Origin of the sequence: Ruegeria atlantica (assembly GCF_013032455.1) — a bacterium.
Taxonomy (GTDB): Bacteria; Pseudomonadota; Alphaproteobacteria; order Rhodobacterales; family Rhodobacteraceae; genus Ruegeria; species Ruegeria atlantica_B.
Genome location: NZ_WQCF01000001.1, coordinates 141427 through 160802, shown reverse-complemented (window position 1 = coordinate 160802; position 19376 = coordinate 141427). Strand labels below are relative to the sequence as shown.

At 55.1% G+C, this 19376-nt stretch carries 20 protein-coding genes and 1 tRNA gene; 17 read left to right on the top strand and 4 right to left on the bottom strand.

The features are described 5' to 3' along the window. Positions 1-183: 183 nt before the first annotated feature. The gene (locus GOW93_RS00790) at positions 184-675 is read right to left on the bottom strand and encodes a hypothetical protein (RefSeq protein ID WP_170381166.1); all 492 of its coding nucleotides are present in this window, start codon (positions 673-675) and stop codon (positions 184-186) included. 171 nt (positions 676-846) lie between these two features. Continuing rightward, positions 847-2142 carry a tetratricopeptide repeat protein gene (locus tag GOW93_RS00785; RefSeq protein ID WP_170381165.1) on the bottom strand — a complete coding sequence of 432 codons (1296 nt, stop codon included), beginning with the start codon at positions 2140-2142 and terminating at the stop codon, positions 847-849. A gap of 224 nt (positions 2143-2366) precedes the next feature. On the opposite strand from GOW93_RS00785, the gene gntH reads away from it, so the two are divergent. The 4 genes from gntH (at position 2367) to GOW93_RS00765 (ending at position 7543) form a co-directional block, all read left to right on the top strand. Beyond that, a complete protein-coding gene (gene gntH, locus GOW93_RS00780) occupies positions 2367-3698 on the top strand; it encodes a guanitoxin biosynthesis MBL fold metallo-hydrolase GntH (protein WP_170381164.1) in 1332 nt (443 codons plus the stop codon). A 75-nt stretch (positions 3699-3773) separates the two neighbouring features. Beyond that, on the top strand, positions 3774-4583 hold the full coding sequence (locus GOW93_RS00775) for a hypothetical protein (protein ID WP_217354773.1): 810 nt from the start codon (positions 3774-3776) through the stop codon (positions 4581-4583). After that, positions 4534-6282, top strand: a complete 1749-nt coding sequence (locus GOW93_RS00770) for a hypothetical protein (protein WP_170381163.1) — start codon at positions 4534-4536, stop codon at positions 6280-6282. Before GOW93_RS00775 ends, GOW93_RS00770 begins: the two co-directional genes overlap by 50 nt. A 1-nt stretch (position 6283) precedes the next feature. Continuing rightward, positions 6284-7543, top strand: a complete 1260-nt coding sequence (locus tag GOW93_RS00765) for a HupE/UreJ family protein (protein WP_170381162.1) — start codon at positions 6284-6286, stop codon at positions 7541-7543. 69 nt (positions 7544-7612) lie between these two features. On the opposite strand, the gene GOW93_RS00760 is transcribed toward GOW93_RS00765, so the two are convergent. Further along, a tRNA-Ser gene (locus GOW93_RS00760) sits at positions 7613-7702 on the bottom strand. Positions 7703-7825: 123 nt separating this feature from the next. Here GOW93_RS00760 and GOW93_RS00755 point away from each other — a divergent pair. From GOW93_RS00755 to GOW93_RS00720, 8 genes are all read left to right on the top strand, one after another. Then, on the top strand, positions 7826-8665 hold the full coding sequence (locus GOW93_RS00755) for a DUF2059 domain-containing protein (RefSeq protein ID WP_170381161.1): 840 nt from the start codon (positions 7826-7828) through the stop codon (positions 8663-8665). Beyond that, on the top strand, positions 8665-9462 hold the full coding sequence (locus GOW93_RS00750) for a DUF2059 domain-containing protein (RefSeq protein ID WP_170381160.1): 798 nt from the start codon (positions 8665-8667) through the stop codon (positions 9460-9462). Before GOW93_RS00755 ends, GOW93_RS00750 begins: the two co-directional genes overlap by 1 nt. 210 nt (positions 9463-9672) lie before the next feature. Beyond that, positions 9673-10290, top strand: a complete 618-nt coding sequence (locus GOW93_RS00745; protein ID WP_170381159.1) for a 50S ribosomal protein L21 — start codon at positions 9673-9675, stop codon at positions 10288-10290. A gap of 11 nt (positions 10291-10301) precedes the next feature. Next, the gene (rpmA, locus tag GOW93_RS00740; protein ID WP_010440093.1) at positions 10302-10571 is read left to right on the top strand and encodes a 50S ribosomal protein L27; all 270 of its coding nucleotides are present in this window, start codon (positions 10302-10304) and stop codon (positions 10569-10571) included. A gap of 248 nt (positions 10572-10819) precedes the next feature. After that, on the top strand, positions 10820-11356 hold the full coding sequence (locus GOW93_RS00735) for a GNAT family N-acetyltransferase (RefSeq protein WP_170381158.1): 537 nt from the start codon (positions 10820-10822) through the stop codon (positions 11354-11356). Positions 11357-11393: 37 nt separating this feature from the next. After that, on the top strand, positions 11394-12428 hold the full coding sequence (obgE, locus tag GOW93_RS00730; protein ID WP_170381157.1) for a GTPase ObgE: 1035 nt from the start codon (positions 11394-11396) through the stop codon (positions 12426-12428). Then, positions 12416-13522: a glutamate 5-kinase gene (gene proB / locus GOW93_RS00725; protein ID WP_170381156.1), complete on the top strand. Its 1107-nt coding sequence runs from the start codon at positions 12416-12418 to the stop codon at positions 13520-13522. The genes obgE and proB overlap by 13 nt, the downstream gene beginning before the upstream one ends. 46 nt (positions 13523-13568) lie before the next feature. Then, positions 13569-14831 carry a glutamate-5-semialdehyde dehydrogenase gene (locus tag GOW93_RS00720; RefSeq protein ID WP_170381155.1) on the top strand — a complete coding sequence of 421 codons (1263 nt, stop codon included), beginning with the start codon at positions 13569-13571 and terminating at the stop codon, positions 14829-14831. Here the strand turns inward: GOW93_RS00720 and GOW93_RS00715 are convergent. Beyond that, complete coding sequence (locus tag GOW93_RS00715) at positions 14828-15424, bottom strand: histidine phosphotransferase family protein (protein WP_170381154.1); 597 nt, start codon at positions 15422-15424, stop codon at positions 14828-14830. The genes GOW93_RS00720 and GOW93_RS00715 overlap by 4 nt on opposite strands. Before the next feature lie 41 nt (positions 15425-15465). Between GOW93_RS00715 and GOW93_RS00710 the strand changes: the two genes are divergently transcribed. The 5 genes from GOW93_RS00710 to tsf all read left to right on the top strand — a co-directional run bounded on the left by GOW93_RS00710 (position 15466) and on the right by tsf (position 19253). Beyond that, positions 15466-15648 carry a DUF3553 domain-containing protein gene (locus GOW93_RS00710; protein WP_170381153.1) on the top strand — a complete coding sequence of 61 codons (183 nt, stop codon included), beginning with the start codon at positions 15466-15468 and terminating at the stop codon, positions 15646-15648. Positions 15649-15747: 99 nt separating this feature from the next. After that, positions 15748-16503 (top strand): GNAT family N-acetyltransferase, encoded by a 756-nt coding sequence (locus tag GOW93_RS00705; RefSeq protein ID WP_170381152.1) that lies wholly within the window; start codon positions 15748-15750, stop codon positions 16501-16503. Positions 16504-16506: 3 nt separating this feature from the next. Then, a complete protein-coding gene (locus tag GOW93_RS00700) occupies positions 16507-17343 on the top strand; it encodes a lysophospholipid acyltransferase family protein (protein WP_170381151.1) in 837 nt (278 codons plus the stop codon). Between the two features lie 166 nt (positions 17344-17509). Then, the gene (rpsB, locus tag GOW93_RS00695; RefSeq protein WP_170381150.1) at positions 17510-18301 is read left to right on the top strand and encodes a 30S ribosomal protein S2; all 792 of its coding nucleotides are present in this window, start codon (positions 17510-17512) and stop codon (positions 18299-18301) included. Positions 18302-18377: 76 nt separating this feature from the next. Continuing rightward, entirely contained in the window at positions 18378-19253 is an 876-nt protein-coding gene (tsf, locus tag GOW93_RS00690; RefSeq protein WP_170381149.1) for a translation elongation factor Ts, read from the top strand. Positions 19254-19376 lie beyond the last annotated feature (123 nt).

Below are 19376 nucleotides of genomic sequence, written 5' to 3'. Positions count from 1 at the left end.
CCAGAACAAATCAAAACGTTCGTCAGAACCCGACATCTCGGTCATGATTGAAGGACTGCCGCCAATCGGATCACAGCCAAAACTAAAGCGATGGATTGTGGCAATTGGTCGAGAGTATGGGGTGGCGGGAACCACTGCCGCACCCAAAGGAGAGGGCCACCCTTGTAGGGCAGCCCACAGATGTCACTGTCCCGACAATAGGTCGCGGAGTTCCTGGATTTTTGCCGTAATCGTCTCGGGCGAAGCTTTGATGTCGTCCAGAATTTGGATGGCCTTGGCTTGCAGGTCCTGCGCCAGATCGCTTTCCTGAACGGATGCGACCATCGCGTCATAGTCAAAGTTCTCAAGGCTAAGCGCGCCTTCCTCGATCCATGAGTTCAGCAGCTCCTGGCCTTGGTTTGCCAGCGCCGCAACTTCCTCACCGGCTTGATTGGCTAAATCCGTGGCAGCTTCGGTAGCCTGATCCGCAGCTTCTGAGGCTTGGTCTGCGAGGGACGATGCAGCCTCGTTCGCCTGATCGGTGATCGAGCTCGCGGCCTCGCTGACCGCGTCACTGGCATCCTGCGCGGCGGATTTCAGTTGCTCGGCTGGTGTGGGTTCGGGTTGGGTGGCGTAATAGTAAATGCCTGCTCCGGCTGCGGCGATGACTACCGCTAATAGGATAGTGCGCGTCATGTGTCTCTCCTTTGAAAAATTGTGCCGCTGAGATGGGGTATATCTAGCTGGAATGAAAGGGGAATTCCCGGAAGTTCTTTTCAATACTGAAGTTTGAGCCATGCTACGCCCAAAACAACTGCCAAGACGGCAACAAAACGCCCAATTGTACTAGGTATATCCTTATACAGCCTAGCGGTTGAGTTTCGACTGGGTATTCGGTGGCGACCAGCCTTGACGCAACAGTTCGTTAATAACCGCATCGGCATGTTTGTTGTTGCTGTGAATGTTCCTCAGCATCGACGCGACCGGTGCGTCCGGCCACGCGGTTTTTAACTCGGCCAGCTTCGCCTGAGCTTGGTGGTCACGGCCCAGCGCGGAAAAGGCGGCGACTTGGTAGGCCAAGGATGCAGCGCTCAGCGGGTCGCCTAGGTTTTTCGCCTCATCGAAGCGCTGAATGGTTGTCTCATAGTCGCCAAGATGGAAATGGGCCGCGCCTGAGATGTTTCGGTTGGCGAACCTTTGATTGCTGGACTCCAACAGTGATTGCCTATCTGCGAACTCAATGGCTTCGGCAAACGCGCCCGAGAACACTGCCACTGCGCCTAGAAAATCCAAAACGGCGCCATCATTCGGATCGAGCTGAGCGGCACGTTTTCCGACCATCAGTGCCATTTCGTACTCTCGATCTGCGAAATATGCCCAGCTTTTTGCAGACTGGCTCCAGGCGTTATCCGGAGCGAGCCGGACGGCCTCATTGGCGAACTTCGTGGCGGCAATAGTATAGTCGTCTTTTACCTCTGATGGTGGGGTGATGACCGACAGCGTCGCAAGCGCCTGCGCAGCTCCGGCGTAACCGCCAAAATAGTCAGGGTCCAATTCGATCACACGTTCAAATACCGAGAGTACAAGCAGTTGCCTTGGGCGATCAAAGATCGGAAAAATCATCGCGCGCGCTTGTTGAGCCAGATTGAAAGCCTGCAGGGCGGCTGGTGATTTCTCATAAATTGCTGCCCGTTGCAGCAGGTTCGGATTCTCTGGTGTGGACGCTGTATCGGAGTGGCTGGGGGTAAATTTCACTTCTGGTGTAAGCAGGTTTGCTCCGATGATTGCACCTATCAATGATCCGACTGCGAAAACTCCTATGGGAACACCAAAACGTACAGGCCATCCGCTATGTCGAAGACTATGTGTCGGTCTAACGCTTTCGAACCGGGGCCGATAGCCGCCGCTATCCATATGCAAGCGCACTGGATCGTGTTTGCCGACAGTTTCGTAATATAATTCCAGAAACTGCCGAAGCCGCCTTGCGTCGACACGCACCACGTTTTCCGGATCAGTTCCTTCCGACGTGTCGCGGCCATAAACATCCTGCGCAATTGTTTTGCCGCGAATGTCTGCACCGCGTCCCGCCAATTCTTCCTCGACAATATATCTTAGAAACGCGCGAAGACGGTCTGCCCCCTCAAGGTGACTGTCGTCAAGCAAACGCGAAAGCGCGTTGCGTTTTTCGTTTTCTGCCGGGGAATTAGCGCACCTCAACATATTCCTAAATTTGCAGTTATTTTGATGTGAGTCACGAAGTTTCAAACTGTGACTCACTTTTTTCACTGCCCAATTGCGCGCAAGATATTTTTTTGAGCCCCTCACTTAAGTGGCGGTCTGAAGGGGTTTGATCTGTTGCAGACATCTAATTTCCAGGAAGGTGCCCAATGAAACAAAGTTCGGACTTCAGGAAGTTCAGAAAGCATTTCATGCTCGGTTTGGCGTTTGGTGTCTGGGCCGCTGCGCCGCCATCTGTAACAAACGTTATGGTGGACCTTGTGGGCCCATCAGCCGCTTATGCCCAAGAGACCGAAGAGGTTTCCCCAACAGCAGTTCGGGATAGACCAAGAGAGGCCTATTATCCGAATACAGAAGACCTTGCCGAAGACGAAATGCGGGTCATTGCCTGCGGGACTGGAATGCCGACAACACGAGCTGCGCAAGCTGCGGCCTGCTTCCTCGTAGAGTTGGGCAACGGTGACAAATTCCTGTTCGACATAGGATCAGGATCGGCCGAGCGGATTTCCTCGCTGCAGATACCCTACAACTATCTCAACAAGGTTTTTATCGGCCACCTTCACACCGACCATTTCGGCGCGCTGCATGATCTTTTCATCGGTGGAGCACTCATGGGACGAAACATCCCCCTTCGCGTTTGGGGTCCGAGTGGACCCGCAGAAGAACTCGGAACGGCCTATGCGCTCGACCACATGCAGAAGATGCTGTCCTGGGATCTTGCTGGGCGTGCAGGCATAGTGGATTTTCGGGGATACTCGATAGAGATCAATGAATTTGACTACAAGCTGGAAAACGAAGTCATCTACGACGAGAACGGCGTACAAATTCGGACATTCCCGGCAATTCACTCGATCGACGGTGCGGTAAGTTATGCTTTGGAGTGGAATGGTTTGAAATTTGTCTTCAGTTCGGACACTTATCCGAACAAATGGTTCAAGGAATACGCGAAGAACGCTGACCTTGCGATCCATGAATGCTTTATCGCGGTTCCCGATTTGGTAAGCAAAATGAAATTTACACCCGAGACAGCTCTCTTGGCCGGAACACAGGTACACACAGCGCCCGAAGCCTTTGGGAAAGTCATGAGTGACATCCAGCCACGAATGGCAGCCGCGTATCATTTCTTTAACGACTTCGATACGTCGTCAAATGTTCATGATCGCATCCGTTCGACCTATGATGGCCCTCTGAGCATGGCCGATGACTTCATGGTCTGGAACGTGACGAAAGACGACATCATAGTGCGGATGGCCGTCACCGAAGAGCGTACCTGGTCGCCGCCTTTGGCTTCGCCCGCTGAACCACCATCGCAGGATGATAAGGCAGAATTCGCGAAACGCTCGGGAATCCCGCTTGAGGCAATGCAATTCTCGGATTTCACCAAGACAGGGTATGACGACGTGGACGATGTTCTGCGCCCGATCTACGAAGAAGCATCAGAAGCGCTGGGGCGAGAATTCCCTTATCCCGGAGACGAATGACCTGCGGGTCAATGAACGACGCGGGTGAAAACTTGTGCCGTTCATTCTTTTCGATTTTTTGACCGGAGACCTTGAATGCGATTTACCCCTAAGTGGAAACTATGGTTGCTGTCTCAGATTGGTCTGACATTAATCGCCTCATCATTCGCAAATGCCCAAGCGCTGTCACGCGATCCGACCGATCCCGATGCTTGGCGGCATTCGATCACGCCGTATCTTTTTCTGCCTCTCAGCACGACCGGCACTTCCACAGTAGACGGAACCAGTGTCGATCTGGATCTAAACCTAAGCGAGGTTCTCGATATACTTCAGGGAGCGGCGTCAGTTCGGTACGAAGGCTGGAACGGTGACTTCGGAATTATTTCCGAGGTTTACTATGTGAAGCTCGGTGAGGATGGGAACCTGCCGATCGGCAATGCAACCGTCGACGTGGATGTCAGACAAACATTTTTCAACGTACAGGGAGCTTATAGGTTCGCCGAAGGCGTTAATGTCTCAGGTCGTCGCTATGCCGCGGATGCAGCGATCGGAGTTCAATGGAACCGCCTGAAACAGGAAATCGATCTTGCTGGTCCGGGGCCGGGCATGACCTTGGGAGGAACCGAAGATTGGTTCGAGCCCTTGATTGCATTGCGCTATGCCGTCGAACTTAACGATAAGTGGAGCTTCGCGACCCGAGCCACATTAAGCGGCTTTGGCGTGAACGGGGATGATCTGCAATATGTCGCTCTGGCCGGGTTCGACTGGAAAGGTTGGGAGAACACGTCACTGCGGTTCGGTTATCAGTTTTACGGAATTGACTACTCCACGGACCGAGATGGCGGGGAGTTTGCTTATGACATTGACCAGAACGGTATTTATGCGGCCGTTGCATTCCATTTCTAAGCCTTGGTGCAAGATTGCCTTTCTGGCCAGCCTGATACTGGGCTGGGGCAGCGCAAAGGCTGATCTGGTTTCACCATACGGCGGTGAAACAGCGCCAAGTTTCGCCGAATTATCGGTCGAAAAGGATCATGTCCGCGTCATTCTGGAAATTGATCTGAATGCATATCCATTTTTTGTTGCACCAGATGATGGATCGGGCGCGTCTTTGTCGGAACGCACAGGGCAGACATTTCAAGTTTCAGTTGATGGCAACCCGTTAGACCGCGTGATTCATACAATTGACGTGCGCCCTCGAACACCGCGCCAGACGGCAGCCAGCAGTTTGGTTGCGCCCCGTCCGCGTAGCGCTGATGTCGTCTTTGTGGATTTGGAATTTCCGTTTCAGGGTCAGCCCGGACAGATCACTTTCACACCGCCACTGAACTCTGACGGCATCCCATTGGCGTCAATCGGAATGATGGCGTCACACGGTGGAGTGCCGGTGACAGATTACCGGTTCTTGTCCCAAGCAGAGACGATGCTGCCCAATTGGGAAGACCCTTGGTTCACCACGTTCGAAAACCCAAATTTGACCCGCCATCACAAGTCTCCACTTATGTCCTTTGTGTCGATCGAACCACGCGAAGTGCGCCACGAGGTAATCTTTCGCCTGAAGGATTTGGAAGGCTGGATCGACCTAGACCTTGGCAACGCTGAAAGCCTTACATCCGACCAGATCGTGCGGATCAAGACTGAGGCTGAAGGCTTCTTCAAAAGTCAAAACCCTGTCACAATCGATGGGGTCGACGTGACGCCAAACAGCGTTCAAGTGTCCCGTATTGCGGTAGGTGCAGAGGGGTTGCGTGTGCTGCCCGACCAATCGCCCGCGACGCGCACAACGATGTTGTTGGGCGCCGTTACATCCTATCCTCAAAAGGCACTTGCAAAGCAAGTCGACATGCTTTGGCAGTTGTTCCCTGAGGGGGTTGATGTCGTTCCTGTCACTCTCAGCGATCCGGCAGGTGGGGTTCCCTCGCAGATTTACAAAACGGACCCGGCAATACGTTGGACCAACCATCTGACCTCTTGGGAGGAGCCGCGAACGCAGCCTGTGTTCGTTAAAACAGCCGGGGTCCATCCGGCAGTGTTACTTTCCCTTGGGTTGGGCGTGCTCTCGATGATTGGCGTGTTGAGCGCTTGGTATTGGAGTGCTGCGCCGCGGAGCCTGACGTTGGCAATGTCCGGTGCGTTTGCTGCAGCAGCCGTTTTGACATTCGCGTTGAAAGATTCATTTGCCCGGCCTTCACCGGATGGGGTTGCTACCCATCTGGTCATACAAGGGATGCTGAGTAACTTTAATGCGGCCCTGTTGGAGCCGGATAAGGATGGCCTTCGTTCAGCTCTTGAGCCGTTTGTCGACGAACCGAACCGAGGCGACGTGAGTGCCGAGTTGCGCCGTGGCCTCTCTGTCACGTTGCCCTCTGGGGCGTCAGCGCGGGCAGAAGACACCGTGGATCTTTTAATTGAAAGCCTATCCCGAGGCGAAGGGCAGAATGACTTCCAGATCCTTGCAAATTGGACCGCTCGTGTCAGCGGGGGGCACTGGGGACATTTGCACCGGCAGAACGTGAACTTTCGCGGGCTGATGGATGTATCGCGGCGCGGCGATCGTTGGGTTTTGGATGGGCTGACCATACTGAACGCACAGAAAGAGGGCTAATATGCGAGCCTTAAAACTTGTTATCGTTCTTGGTTTACTCGTTTGCGCCGTCTTAACAGCAGCCAAAGCGGCTGCTCATTTTAAGCTGAACCAGAATGTTCGGGTGCATCATGTTTTGCATTCGGATGAAGGTTTGGACGTCTTCCTGCGGATGCCTCTGTCTTATGTGGTGGCCGAATTGGTTGGTCCGGCAGGTGACGACGGGCTGCCAGATCCTGCCCCTTATACCTACAATCAGATCGAAGATGGTGCGCTGATGCACTATGTCGATCAGGTTGCTCTGCAGGCTGATCCGGGCGGTCTGGCTGCGCTTGCAGTTGGCGGTCTGGATTTGTCCGTAGACGGGCAGGCGCCATCTGCCTCGGTCATCGCCATGCGCCTGCACCGCTTGGGCTCCGAGCCCGGATTTGCAACTCTGGCCGAAGCGCAAAGCTCGCTGTCTGGCAAAGATGTTTATCCCGCAGGTGACGAGACCTATGTAGGGGATGTGATGCTGGACTTGCATATTCGCTACGCAACCGGTTCGCTCCAATCCTATGAGCTATCTTACTCCTCCGATCCCCAGTTGGCCGGACAAGAAGATACGGCGAACCTGATCCTCGACTACAATGGCGATCAAGTCCGCACTTATCGCGCAACTGGATTGATGCATGAGCCGATTACGGTGTCTGGATCAGCGACGTCCGCTGCTTCGACATTTGTCGTCGAAGGCATTCGACACATCATTGAAGGCCCAGATCACGTATTGTTCGTTCTCTGTATGATTATCGGAGCGATAAACCTGCACAGCCTGCTTGCGCGCGTCACGGGATTTACACTTGGCCATACCGTGACACTGATCCTCGGTTTTTTCGGCGTGGCCCCCAGCGGTGCCTGGTTCATTCCCACGGTTGAATTGGCGATTGCGCTGTCAATTATCTATGCCGCCCTGATGGCTGTTCGACCACCCGCGCAGAAACACGGAGACTTAAAGGCCTTTGGAATTACCACGGGTATAGGCTTGCTCCACGGGTTCGGGTTTTCCTTCATGTTGCACCAGATTCTGCGCGTGGACGCACCCAATGTCTGGCATAGCTTGCTGGCCTTTAATGTTGGCGTAGAGATTGGGCAGTTGATAATCGTGTTATTAGTCTGGCCCTTGGTTGTGTTCTTGCGCAATCAACCGGGCCGTATCTGGGTCGGCTCACGAGCTGCCGTCGCTGCCTGTGCAAGCTTGATAGCTATGGTCTGGGTGGTTGAAAGGGTAGAGGCTTTCTTGTGAACCTTAACACACGGCAATACAGATAATTCGATCAACGAACTCTAGAATTTTTGGAATTTAGCCAGTGAATGGCGGAGAGACAGGGATTCGAACCCTGGGTGGGCTTGCACCCACAACGGTTTTCGAGACCGCCCCGTTCGACCACTCCGGCACCTCTCCGCGGGGGTCTGTGAGGGCGGGATTTAGTGAGGAACGCGCGGGGGTGCAAGCAGAAAATTCCCGAATTTCACCATTACCGTATTTTCCATTGCCAGAGAGCACAAAACGCCTAGGCTCTTTGGTATGACTTATCATCTACGCCGTATCGCAATTTCCTGTTTCACGCTGATTTTAGCCTTTGCCACACTGGCAGGCCCGTCCGCAGCTGCCGGGCGCGATCGTATAGAAGCCTTTTTAACGACCACAGGATTCGATGTGGCTTTGGAGAGTATCGCACTATCGTCTGCTTCGGCGCCTCGGATGCTGGGCATCGACCCGGACGGATTTGGCGCGGATTGGACCCGCCTTACTGAAGAAGTCTTTGACACAGAGGATATGCACGAGATCGCCGTGTCGATTCTTGAGCAAACGCTCACTGACGAGGCGCTGAACCATGCGGTTGAGTTCTATGCCTCAGACCTCGGTCAACGGTTGGTTGAGGCCGAAAATGCGTCACACATGAATGATGATGACAGTAAGCAACAGCAAGGTCAGGAAATTGTCGCGGCGCTTATCAAAGAGGGATCGATGCGTGTTGAAGCCCTCAAGCGCATGAACGCAGCTATAGATTCCAGCGAGACTTCTTTGCGGGCATTGCAGGAAATCCAGTTTCGGTTTCTGCTCGCGGCCAGCGCTTCGGGAGTGATCGACTTGCAGCTTGACCCTGATGAATTGCGCCAGATGATGCAAAGGAATGAGGCTGGTGCGCGCCGGTCTCTGCAATTGTCTGCGTTGGCAGGAGCAGCCTATACCTATCAGGATTTCTCGGACGCAGATGTTGTTGCCTATGCCGAAGCGCTGGAACAGCCTTTGATGCAAGAGGTTTATGAACTGCTGAATGCCGTTCAGTACGAAATCATGGCTATGAAGTTTGAAACTCTGGCCGTCCGGATGGCTGATCTTCACCCGGCACAGGACATCTGATGCGTTTGACCGCGGCATTCTTGACCCTCGCTCTGTGGGCTATGCCTGTCCAGGCCGAAGAAAAGGTCGAACGCTTGATGGAGGCTCTGCAGGTCGATGAAGTCATCGACATTCTTCGCAATGAAGGGCACAATTTGGGGCAGGACCTGCAGCAGACCTTTCTGGAAAATCAGGGAGGGCAAGTTTTTCTCGATCAGGTAGACCGGATTTACGATGCGAAGAGCATGCGTGGCCACATCATTCAGGTGTTCGAGGAAACCCTTACAGACAGCCAGTTGGATCGCGCCATTTTGTTTTTTGAAAGTGATCTAGGAAAGACCATCACTTCGCTTGAACTGTCCGCCCGCGTGGCATTGTCAGATGAGGCGATCGAAGAGATGGCGAATGACGCCTACGTAGGATGGGATCGAAACGCACAGTTTTTTCGATTGGTTGAAGAATACATTGTGGTCAACAACCTGATTGACCAGAATGTTCAGAACGCTCTTAGCGCTGATTTCAATTTTCTTCGTGGAATGAGTTTGGGTACGGGAGATGACTCGGAACTTCTCGCGCAACTTTTGGAGCAACAGGACGACACGACCGAGTCAACGCGGACATGGTTGTATTCGTTCTTTCTGCTTGCCTATAAACCACTGAGCGACAGCGAGATGCGCGAGAACATTGCGTTTTCGCGTACTGAAACGGGCAAGGCTGTAAACACAGCTTTATTTGAGAGCTTTGATCAGATGTTCGATTCCATCTATTACAAGCTGGGTCAGGCTGTCGCGCAGGTTCTGAAGGGGTCTGACCTTTAGTCCTGTATTTGATGTTGACTTTCTCCTGCAATCTTTGGATAAGCGCGCATCCCGGCCGGAATCTCCGCGCCGGGTCTCGTTATTATTGACCTATCGGGCGTATGCCCTTGGGTCGTCACACAGCCCGAAAAGGGCGCGCTGTTCGAGGTGGCCTAGGCCAGAAACACCCATTCGGGGACCACAGAACGCGGTTAGACAAAGGAAAGACGCATGTTTGCGGTCCTCAAGACTGGCGGCAAGCAGTACAAGGTTCAGGCGGGTGATATCCTCCGCGTTGAAAAGCTGGCTGCCGACGCAGGTGAAAAAGTTCAATTCAACGATGTTCTGATGCTGGGCGGTGACGCACCGGTTGTTGGCGCACCTTTCGTTGAAGGCGCAGGCGTACAGGCCGAAGTGATCGAACAGGTCAAAGGTGACAAGGTCATCAAATTCGTCAAGCGTCGTCGTAAGCACAGCTCGAAACGTACCGTTGGCCACCGTCAGAAACTGACTCTGGTCAAAATCACCGACATCCTGTCGTCGGGCGCTGACAAGTCGGGCATTAAAGCTGCAACCGGTTCGGCTCCGGCTGGCGAAGCTGCTCCGGCGGCGAAAAAGCCTGCCAAGAAAGCTGAAGCCAAAGCAGAGGCACCTGCCGCTGCGGCTGCCGCTGACGATCTGACCAAGCTGAACGGTGTCGGTCCAGCCGCTGCCAAAAAGCTGGCAGAAGCCGGTATCGAGAGCTTTGCCGCTCTGGCCGCCTTGTCGGACGAGCAGATTGCTGCTATCGACACCATCAAAGTGAAACCCGAATGGGTTGAGCAAGCCAAAGAGCTGGCTCAAGGCTAAGGAGAGAGAGAATGGCACATAAAAAAGCTGGCGGTTCCTCCCGTAACGGTCGCGACTCAGCTGGTCGCCGTCTTGGCGTGAAACTGTATGGTGGCCAGGCCGCTATCGCAGGCAACATCATCGTGCGTCAGCGCGGCACCAAGTTCTGGCCGGGCGAAGGCGTAGGCATGGGCAAAGATCACACCATCTTTGCAACTGTTGATGGCGCCGTGAAGTTCCACAAGGGACTCAAGAACCGCACCTTTATTTCGGTCCTGCCAGTGGCGGAGGCCGCAGAGTAAGCCGAAACCCATAAGGTTTTAAAATTCTTGGGGGACCGGCAGAAAATGCCGGTCCCTTTTGTCTTTTTAACACGAATTTGATCAATGGCCCCGATGACCAACCTTGCAAGCAATATGCCGAACCTGACTCTAGGTCGGATTGCCCACGTGGTTGAACATCGCATGGCCAGAAAATATCTGATGTGGACGTTAATTGGATTCTCAGTTGTTTCCGCATTTTACGTGTTGTTCGGAGGAGGAACGAACTCATGAAACTTGAGACGATCATAAACCAGCCGGTCATAGAAACCGAGCGGTTCGACCTGCGCCCACTGCGCCGGTCGGATCTGGGTCTCATTGAACATTATGCAGGCGATGAACGCGTGGCTCGCATGACCACGTCTATCCCGCATCCGCTGCCGCCCGGCTCAATCGAGGCATTTGTTGCCCGTTCAATGGCCGAGGACCGTGATGAGGATGTGTGGGCGATGGACGCCACCAAAGACGGTGGACCAGAGTTGATCGGCCTGATTTCGTTAACGCGGTTGGACCGCAACCAGTCCGAGGTCGGCTATTGGGTGGCGCCTGTTTACTGGAACACGGGTGTTGCGTCGCTGGCCGTTGAAACTCTGGTAAATGCCAATCCGCTTAAGAATGCCAACATGTTCGCCAGCGTGTTTCAGGACAATCCGGCTTCGGCCCGGGTGCTGACTCATTGTGGGTTTCAGTACCTTGGCGATGCCGAAAGCTATTCGGTGGCTCGTGATGCAAACGTGCCCACCTGGACATACACCAAGAAACTCTGACTTGTGGCCGATGGGGCCTTTGCAGTAGGGGACACACATGAAATTTCTCGATCTTGCAAAGGTCTACATCCGGTCCGGGGCCGGAGGTGGCGGCTGCGTCAGCTTCCGGCGCGAAAAGTACATTGAATACGGCGGACCCGATGGCGGGGACGGCGGTAAGGGTGGGTCTGTCTGGGCCGAAGTGGTCGATGGGCTCAACACCCTGATCGATTTCCGCTATCAGCAGCATTTCTTTGCCAAGAACGGTCAGCCGGGCAGGGGCCAGCAGCGCACGGGCAAGGACGGTGATGATATTGTCCTGCGTGTGCCTGTCGGTACCGAAATTCTGGATGAGGACGAAGAAACCGTCATCTGCGATCTGACAGAGGTCGGCCAGCGGGTTCTGCTGGCCAAGGGCGGCAATGGCGGCTTCGGCAACCTGCACTTCAAATCGGCCACAAATCAGGCTCCGCGTCGCGCCAATCCGGGGCAAGCTGGGATCGACCGCACCATCTGGCTGCGGCTGAAACTGATTGCAGATGTGGGCCTGCTGGGGATGCCAAATGCGGGGAAATCCACCTTTCTGGCCGCGACGTCCAACGCGCGGCCGAAAATTGCAGATTACCCATTCACCACGCTTCACCCCAATCTTGGCGTCGTAGGCGTCGACAATGTGGAATTCGTTGTAGCAGACATTCCCGGCCTGATTGAGGGCGCGCATGAGGGGCGGGGCATCGGCGACCGCTTTCTTGGTCATGTAGAACGCTGTGCCGTCCTGCTGCATCTGGTGGACGGCACTTCGGAAACCGTTGCTGACGACTACCGGACTATCATTCATGAGCTTGAAGCTTATGGTGGCGAACTGGCTGAAAAACCTCGCATCACGGTGCTGAACAAAGTTGACGCGCTGGATGACGAGGAACGCGATTTGGCCAAGGCCGAATTGGAAGAGGCCGTCGGCGGCCCTGTCATGACCATGTCCGGCGTTGCCCATCTTGGCGTGACCGAAGTCCTGCGTGCGTTGCGCGCACAGATTGACGAAAACCGCCTGCGGCAAAAGCCCGTTGAGGAGGCTAAGACGTGGCAACCCTGACCTCGGCCAAACGTCTGGTGGTCAAGATCGGATCTGCGTTGCTGGTGGACCGGAAGACAGGGTTATTGCGATCGGATTGGCTGCATTCCTTGGCACAGGATGTCGCTTGGCTGAAAGGGCAGGGAACGGATATTATTCTTGTTTCTTCAGGCTCTATCGCCCTAGGGCGCGGTGTGTTGGACCTGCCAATGGTTGACCTACCGCTCGAGCAATCTCAGGCCGCGGCTGCGGTAGGTCAAATCCGTCTGGCCCGCGCTTATGAAGAGGCACTGACACCACATAAGATCACCACTGCGCAGGTGCTGGTAACTCTCGAGGATAGCGCAGACCGTCGCCGTTATTTAAATTCCCGAGCAACGCTTGAGACATTGCTAAGTTTGGGTGTTGTCCCAATTGTCAACGAAAACGATACAATCGCAACTGATGAGATACGATATGGCGACAATGATCGTCTCGCCGCACAGATTGCCGTTACAGTGGGCGCAGATCAACTGATCCTGTTATCTGATGTGGATGGATTCTATACCGGCAACCCAACCGAGGATGCCTCGGCCACGCGATACGACGTGATCGACGAGATCACGCCCGAGATTGAAGAAATGGCGGGTGATGCGGGGTCGGGTCTTTCCAAGGGCGGCATGAAGACCAAATTGCTGGCAGCCAAGATGGCAATTGCGGCGGGTTGTGACATGGCTATTACAGAAGGTTCTCCCTTGAACCCTTTGAAAATGCTTCACAATGGCGCAAACAGTACATGGTTCACTGCGACGCTGGATCCGCATGCGGCGCGAAAACGCTGGATCTCTGCCATGAAGCCACGTGGTGAAATCGTCGTCGATGCAGGTGCGGCCAAGGCCCTAGGCAATGGTAAAAGCCTTTTGCCCGCTGGCATTGTTGAAGTGACCGGAGATTTCGGCCGTGGCGATCCGGTTGCTATTCTGGATCCGAGTGGCCGTCGTCTTGCTCAGGGTCTCAGTCGTTATACCGCGCCAGAAGCGGATGCGATCAAGGGCCGGAAATCCTCGGAAATCGAGGCGACTTTGGGCTATCCAGGTCGGGCTGTTTTGATCCACCGGGACGATTTGGCGCTTTAATCGCGCGATGTTAGAACACCAAAAGACCGACCGAAAGGCACATGAGATGAAGGATTTCGACAGTATTCCGGCGCTGATGGCCGATATTGGACAACGCGCCAAAGGTGCCTCGGCTGATCTGGCTCATGCCAGTGCCGAGCGGAAGCATGCCGCTCTGATCGCGGCAGCTGATGCGGTTTGGGCGAACCGGGCCGATATCATCGAAGCAAACAAGAAAGACTTGGAATTCGGTCGCGAGAAAGGTCTGAGCCCAGCAATGATGGACCGCCTGATGCTGGATGAGGGTCGCATTCAGGGCATGGTGGACGGGTTGCGCACCGTGGCAGACCAGGCTGATCCGGTGGGTGAGGTGCTGGCGGAATGGAATATGCCCTCGGGCCTTAACATTCAGCGCGTCCGAACGCCTCTGGGTGTGATCGGTGTGATATATGAAAGCCGTCCCAACGTAACAGCGGACGCGGGCGCGCTGTGCCTGAAATCCGGCAATGCGGTGATATTGCGCGGCGGATCTGAAAGCTTTCATTCCTCCGGCGCCATCCACGCTTGCCTGGTCGAGGGGCTAAAGGCCGCGAACCTTCCCGAGGACGCCATCCAACTGGTGCCCACACGCGACCGTGCCGCCGTTCAGGAGCTGCTGACACTCACGGATTATGTTGATGTTATTGTGCCCCGTGGCGGTAAAGGGCTGGTTGGATTGGTGCAACGCGAGGCGCGCGTGCCGGTTTTTGCGCATCTCGAAGGCATCGTGCATATCTTTATCGACAAATATGCCGACCCACAGAAAACGCTGGATGTCGTGCTGAATGCCAAGACCCGGCGCACCGGAATTTGCGGTGCGGCTGAGTGTCTCTTGATCCATCAGGACGTGGCAGAAACACTAGGACGAGACGTTATCGCCGCGCTTCAGGCTGCAGGCGTTGAGGTTCACGCCGAAGGGGTCCTGTCTAATGAACGTACCGTCGACGCCACGGACGAGGATTGGGGCAAGGAGTATCTGGACAGCATCATTGCCGCCAAACCTGTCGCTGACATCGACGCGGCGATTGCGCATATCCGTCAATACGGCTCCAACCACACAGACTGTATCATGACCGAAAACGCAGATAACGCCGCACGGTTCTTTGAACGCCTCGATAGCGCGATCTTGATGCACAATGCCTCGACCCAGTTCGCAGATGGTGGTGAGTTCGGAATGGGTGCCGAGATCGGTATTGCGACTGGCAAGATGCACGCGCGCGGCCCAGTGGGTGCGGCGCAGCTAACCAGCTTCAAGTATCTTGTACGCGGAAATGGGACGACCCGGTCTTAAAACCGGATCACTACGCGGGTTGAGGTGGTTTCTGCCGCAACCCGCCGCGCCATGGATGACGCGGTTTCCGGCAACAAGGCGAATTGCACCTGTGCAGGTGTCACTTTGTTCGCAAAGCGGCCTCTAGGCAGGTTGCTCCAAAGATCATTGTCCACGTTCAGTTTGTCCGCCGTTCCAGTAACCGTCCAACTGCCTTCGATGTGATCAATCGTAACCTCTCCACCAAACGGCATCGCGCTTTCGCAGCACATCAGGGCAAGAAACGCGAGTTTGACCTGATTACGTGGAACCGCCTCAGTTAGATGCCAATTGACACGAACACGGCCTGCACGCTCGACATCCTTCAGCAACTCCGTAACCTCGGCCCGCCCAAGAGGTTGATCGCTGGCTGAACCGAAAGCCACGCGAAAGAACCGGATTCGGGCACCGGCGCTGCCGACACTGCCCGAGATCAGCTCCATCTCGGGGCCTTGAACCGCGCCAACCATCTCAAGCAGTTCTAGGCCATTGGTGATTGCACCAATCGGGCTGATCAGATCATGGCAGATCCGGGAACCGATCAACTCGGCCAGGTTGACTGTGGTGTCGCTCATGCGTACCTCCTGCTGTATCTGCCGACGGACCGGAGCCCCTGATGACAGACCTCAATGCCATTCTTGCACCGGGCATGTATGTCCGCCACCCCGATTTCCCCGATTGGGGCGTTGGACAGGTGCAGTCCAATATCGGGGGCAAGATCACCGTAAACTTCCCCGAGCAGGGGAAAGTGGTGATAGACGGAACACGCATCGCCCTGATGCCGGTCTTTGATCCGTGAAACTGGTTTAGGAAAGGTTAACAACTACCGTTCATCCGCTCTTGTTGCCATCCCCTTGGAAACTGCGGTATCAGCGCGCAAACAATAACGGAAACACCAATGCCGGATGCAGGCCCTTCCTTTACCGTCAAACTTGCAAAAACCGAGGACGAACTGCGTGCCGCCCAACGGCTACGCTATGACGTGTTTGTTCGCGAACTGGGCGGCGGCGGTGAGATGGTGGATCATGAGGCCGGGCTGGAGCGGGACAAATTTGACCCATACTTTGACCACATGCTGGCGATAGACGACCTCACGGGCGAAGTTATTGGCGTTTACAGGCTGTTACCGGGCGAACGTGCCGCGGAATTGGGGCAGTTTTACTCCGAAGATGAATATGACCTGTCCGTTCTAAAGCAAAGCGGCCGCAAGCTGTTGGAGTTGGGTCGGTCTTGCCTGCACCCGGACTATCGCGGCGGCACCGCAATGTACCACCTGTGGAACGGATTAGCAGGCTATGTGAGCGAACGAGAAATCGAAGTTCTGTTTGGCGTCGCCAGTTTTCACGGAACGGATGTTCAGGAGTTGGCACAACCCTTGTCGATGCTGCACCATAACCATCTTGCGCCGCCCGATTTGCGTGTGAGAGCGCAGCCAGAAGTATATGAATCCATGGATCTTGTAGCCCCTGATGATCTGGATCGCCGTGCCGCGATGGTTCGGGTTCCGGCGCTGATCAAGGCCTATTTGCGCCTTGGCGGTTTTGTGGGTGAGGGTGCGTTTGTCGACCACGCCTTTAACACCACCGACGTCTGTCTGATCCTTGATACTGCTCTTATGAACGAACGGCAGAAACGCATCTATGGCGGGACATAAACCGTGAACGTATCTTCTTGGAATAGTCAGCAGGCACCTGATCCAGTTAAACTGGGTCTCATCAGCTGTATACTGGTGATCTTGCGGGGGTTGCCTTTGGCCATTTTGGTTTTTGGCGGCTTGCTCGTCTTGCTAGCCGTACGCCTGATCGAGCGCCCACTGTTCGGTGTTCAGCGTCCAGTCACGCCGTATATTTCTCAGTTCGTCTGCCGCAACGCATTTCGAATTCTAGGGATCGACTTCCGCACCTCAGGCGAGTTGATGCAGGAACGGGGTGCTGTGGTTGCAAATCATACCTCGTGGCTGGACATCTTTGCGCTGAACGCGCGAAAGCGGATTTATTTCGTGTCCAAGGCCGAAGTTGCCAAATGGCCCGGTATCGGTTGGCTCGCCCGAGCGACCGGGACGGTTTTCATCGAGCGGGATCGCAAAAAGGCCAAAGAACAGACCAAGGTATTTGAAACCCGCCTGAAGGCTGGGCACAAATTGCTGTTCTTCCCAGAGGGAACCTCAACCGACGGATTGCAAGTTTTACCATTTAAAACAACGCTCTTTGCGGCGTTCTTCGCGGATGAATTACGTGACTTTATGTATGTTCAGCCGGTATCGGTGGTATTCCATGCCCCCACAGGCCAACCTGATCGGTTTTATGGCTGGTGGGGAGAGATGGAATTCGGGCCACATCTGCTGAAAACATTGGGCGCGCGTCGGCAGGGGGCGGTCGAGTTGATCTATCACGCCCCAGCAAAGGTCAGCGACTTTGAAAACCGCAAGGCGCTGGCCGCGCATTGCGAAGAGGCCGTTCGTCATGCGCACAGCTTGGCGAGACTTGAAAAATAAGGGCGATTGCCCCTTGCACTGTTTCAATACCTGCCGTATACGCGCGCCATTCAAACCCGCAGGCGGGGTTTGGGCTTTTTGAGGGAGACATCCTCATCAAGACCGCCGGTTGGAGCATCCGCTTCTTTCACCCCCGCCCAGGCGTAAACCGGAAAAGGAATATAGCATGGCTCTTCCCGAGTTCACCATGCGTCAGCTGCTGGAAGCTGGCGTTCACTTTGGTCACCAGACACAGCGTTGGAATCCCCGCATGGGCCCGTTCATCTACGGCTCGCGCAATGGCATCCACATCATGGACCTGACCCAGACCGTTCCGATGCTGGATCAGGCTCTGCAGGCCGTTCGTGACACCGTTGCAAAAGGTGGCCGTGTTCTGTTCGTTGGTACCAAGCGTCAGGCTGCTGGCCCGATCGCTGAAGCCGCTGAAAAGTCGGCTCAGTACTACATGAACCACCGCTGGCTGGGCGGCACTCTGACCAACTGGAAAACCGTTTCCCAGTCGATCAACCGTCTGAACCAGATCGACGAAGCCATGGAATCGGGCGCAGAAGGCCTGACCAAGAAAGAGCGTCTGGGCATGGAGCGTGACCAAGGCAAGCTGCAGGCTTCGCTGGGCGGTATCCGCGAAATGGGCGGCGTCCCGGACCTGCTGTTCGTCATCGACGTCAAAAAAGAAGCACTGGCAATCGCCGAAGCCAACAAGCTGGGCATTCCGGTTGTGGCTGTTGTCGATACCAACTGCTCGCCCGATGGCGTTGACTACATCATCCCCGGCAACGACGACGCAGCCCGCGCAATCGCTCTGTACTGCGATCTGGCCGCACGTGCCGCTCTGGACGGTATGACCGCTCAGATGGGTGCTGCAGGCGTGGACCTGGGCGCGTTCGAAGAAGCTCCGGTTGAAGAAGTCGTTGCGGAAGAAGCCCCCGCCGAAGCAGAAACACCTGCCGAAGCGTAAGCTGCCCGTCACGTAATTGACATATGGGGCAGGGTAGACCTGCCCCAATTCCGTTTGAATTGAGGAGAGCCAAGAGATGGCAATCACAGCAGCAATGGTTAAAGAACTGCGCGACGCAACCGGCGCAGGCATGATGGACGCAAAAAAGGCGTTGACCGAAACTGGCGGTAACATGGACGAAGCCGTTGACTGGCTGCGCACCAAGGGCCTGGCCAAAGCCGCCAAGAAATCCGGCCGTACCGCAGCAGAAGGTCTGGTTGCTGTTCACGTAAACGGTGGCAACGGTGTTGCTGTCGAAGTGAACTCGGAAACCGACTTTGTTGCCAAAAACGCAGAGTTCCAAGAAATGGTTGGCAAGATCGCCTACGCAGCTGAAGGCGTGGATAATGTCGAGGCTCTGCTAGCTGCTGATCTGGGCGGCAAGAACGTTGCGGACACACTGACAGACAAGATCGCCACCATTGGTGAGAACATGTCGGTACGCCGTATGGCCAAGCTGTCGGGCGACACTGTTGTGTCCTACGTACACAACGCGGCCACCAACGGCATGGGCAAAATCGGCGTTCTGGTTGCTCTGACCGGTGGCGACGAAGCGATCGGCAAACAGGTTGCGATGCACATCGCAGCTGTGAACCCGGCGGCCCTGTCCGAAGCGGACATGGACCCGGCGGTTGTCGAGAAGGAAAAGCAGGTTCAGATGGATATCGCCCGCGAATCCGGCAAGCCGGAGCAGGTGATCGAGAAAATGATCGAAGGCCGCATGAAGAAATTCGTCGCGGAATCGACCCTGCTGAACCAGTCGTTCGTTGTGAACCCTGACCTGACCGTTGAAGCAGCAGCCAAAGAAGCAGGCGCAACCATCACTGGCTTCATCCGTCTGGAAGTTGGCGAAGGCATCGTTGTCGAAAAAGAAGACTTCGCTGCCGAAGTTGCTAAGGCCGCTCAAGGCTAATTAAACATTCCCGAACCCCCGTGGTTCGGGATACCATTAAAGGCCGGTCACGGGATACGTGGCCGGCTTATTTTGTGCATATCGTAAGGCAGAATCAAAAAAGGACGCTTACGCGTCCAGATT

What these genes read in the sequence shown, in the direction of transcription:
- GOW93_RS00790 (WP_170381166.1), bottom strand. Translation starts at nt 675, where the DNA reads ATGACGCGCACTATCCTATTAGCGGTAGTCATCGCCGCAGCCGGAGCA.
- gntH (WP_170381164.1), top strand. Translation starts at nt 2,367, where the DNA reads ATGAAACAAAGTTCGGACTTCAGGAAGTTCAGAAAGCATTTCATGCTC.
- GOW93_RS00775 (WP_217354773.1), top strand. Translation starts at nt 3,774, where the DNA reads ATGCGATTTACCCCTAAGTGGAAACTATGGTTGCTGTCTCAGATTGGT.
- GOW93_RS00770 (WP_170381163.1), top strand. Translation starts at nt 4,534, where the DNA reads ATGACATTGACCAGAACGGTATTTATGCGGCCGTTGCATTCCATTTCT.
- GOW93_RS00765 (WP_170381162.1), top strand. Translation starts at nt 6,284, where the DNA reads ATGCGAGCCTTAAAACTTGTTATCGTTCTTGGTTTACTCGTTTGCGCC.
- GOW93_RS00755 (WP_170381161.1), top strand. Translation starts at nt 7,826, where the DNA reads ATGACTTATCATCTACGCCGTATCGCAATTTCCTGTTTCACGCTGATT.
- GOW93_RS00750 (WP_170381160.1), top strand. Translation starts at nt 8,665, where the DNA reads ATGCGTTTGACCGCGGCATTCTTGACCCTCGCTCTGTGGGCTATGCCT.
- GOW93_RS00745 (WP_170381159.1), top strand. Translation starts at nt 9,673, where the DNA reads ATGTTTGCGGTCCTCAAGACTGGCGGCAAGCAGTACAAGGTTCAGGCG.
- rpmA (WP_010440093.1), top strand. Translation starts at nt 10,302, where the DNA reads ATGGCACATAAAAAAGCTGGCGGTTCCTCCCGTAACGGTCGCGACTCA.
- GOW93_RS00735 (WP_170381158.1), top strand. Translation starts at nt 10,820, where the DNA reads ATGAAACTTGAGACGATCATAAACCAGCCGGTCATAGAAACCGAGCGG.
- obgE (WP_170381157.1), top strand. Translation starts at nt 11,394, where the DNA reads ATGAAATTTCTCGATCTTGCAAAGGTCTACATCCGGTCCGGGGCCGGA.
- GOW93_RS00720 (WP_170381155.1), top strand. Translation starts at nt 13,569, where the DNA reads ATGAAGGATTTCGACAGTATTCCGGCGCTGATGGCCGATATTGGACAA.
- GOW93_RS00715 (WP_170381154.1), bottom strand. Translation starts at nt 15,424, where the DNA reads ATGAGCGACACCACAGTCAACCTGGCCGAGTTGATCGGTTCCCGGATC.
- GOW93_RS00710 (WP_170381153.1), top strand. Translation starts at nt 15,466, where the DNA reads ATGACAGACCTCAATGCCATTCTTGCACCGGGCATGTATGTCCGCCAC.
- GOW93_RS00705 (WP_170381152.1), top strand. Translation starts at nt 15,748, where the DNA reads ATGCCGGATGCAGGCCCTTCCTTTACCGTCAAACTTGCAAAAACCGAG.
- rpsB (WP_170381150.1), top strand. Translation starts at nt 17,510, where the DNA reads ATGGCTCTTCCCGAGTTCACCATGCGTCAGCTGCTGGAAGCTGGCGTT.
- tsf (WP_170381149.1), top strand. Translation starts at nt 18,378, where the DNA reads ATGGCAATCACAGCAGCAATGGTTAAAGAACTGCGCGACGCAACCGGC.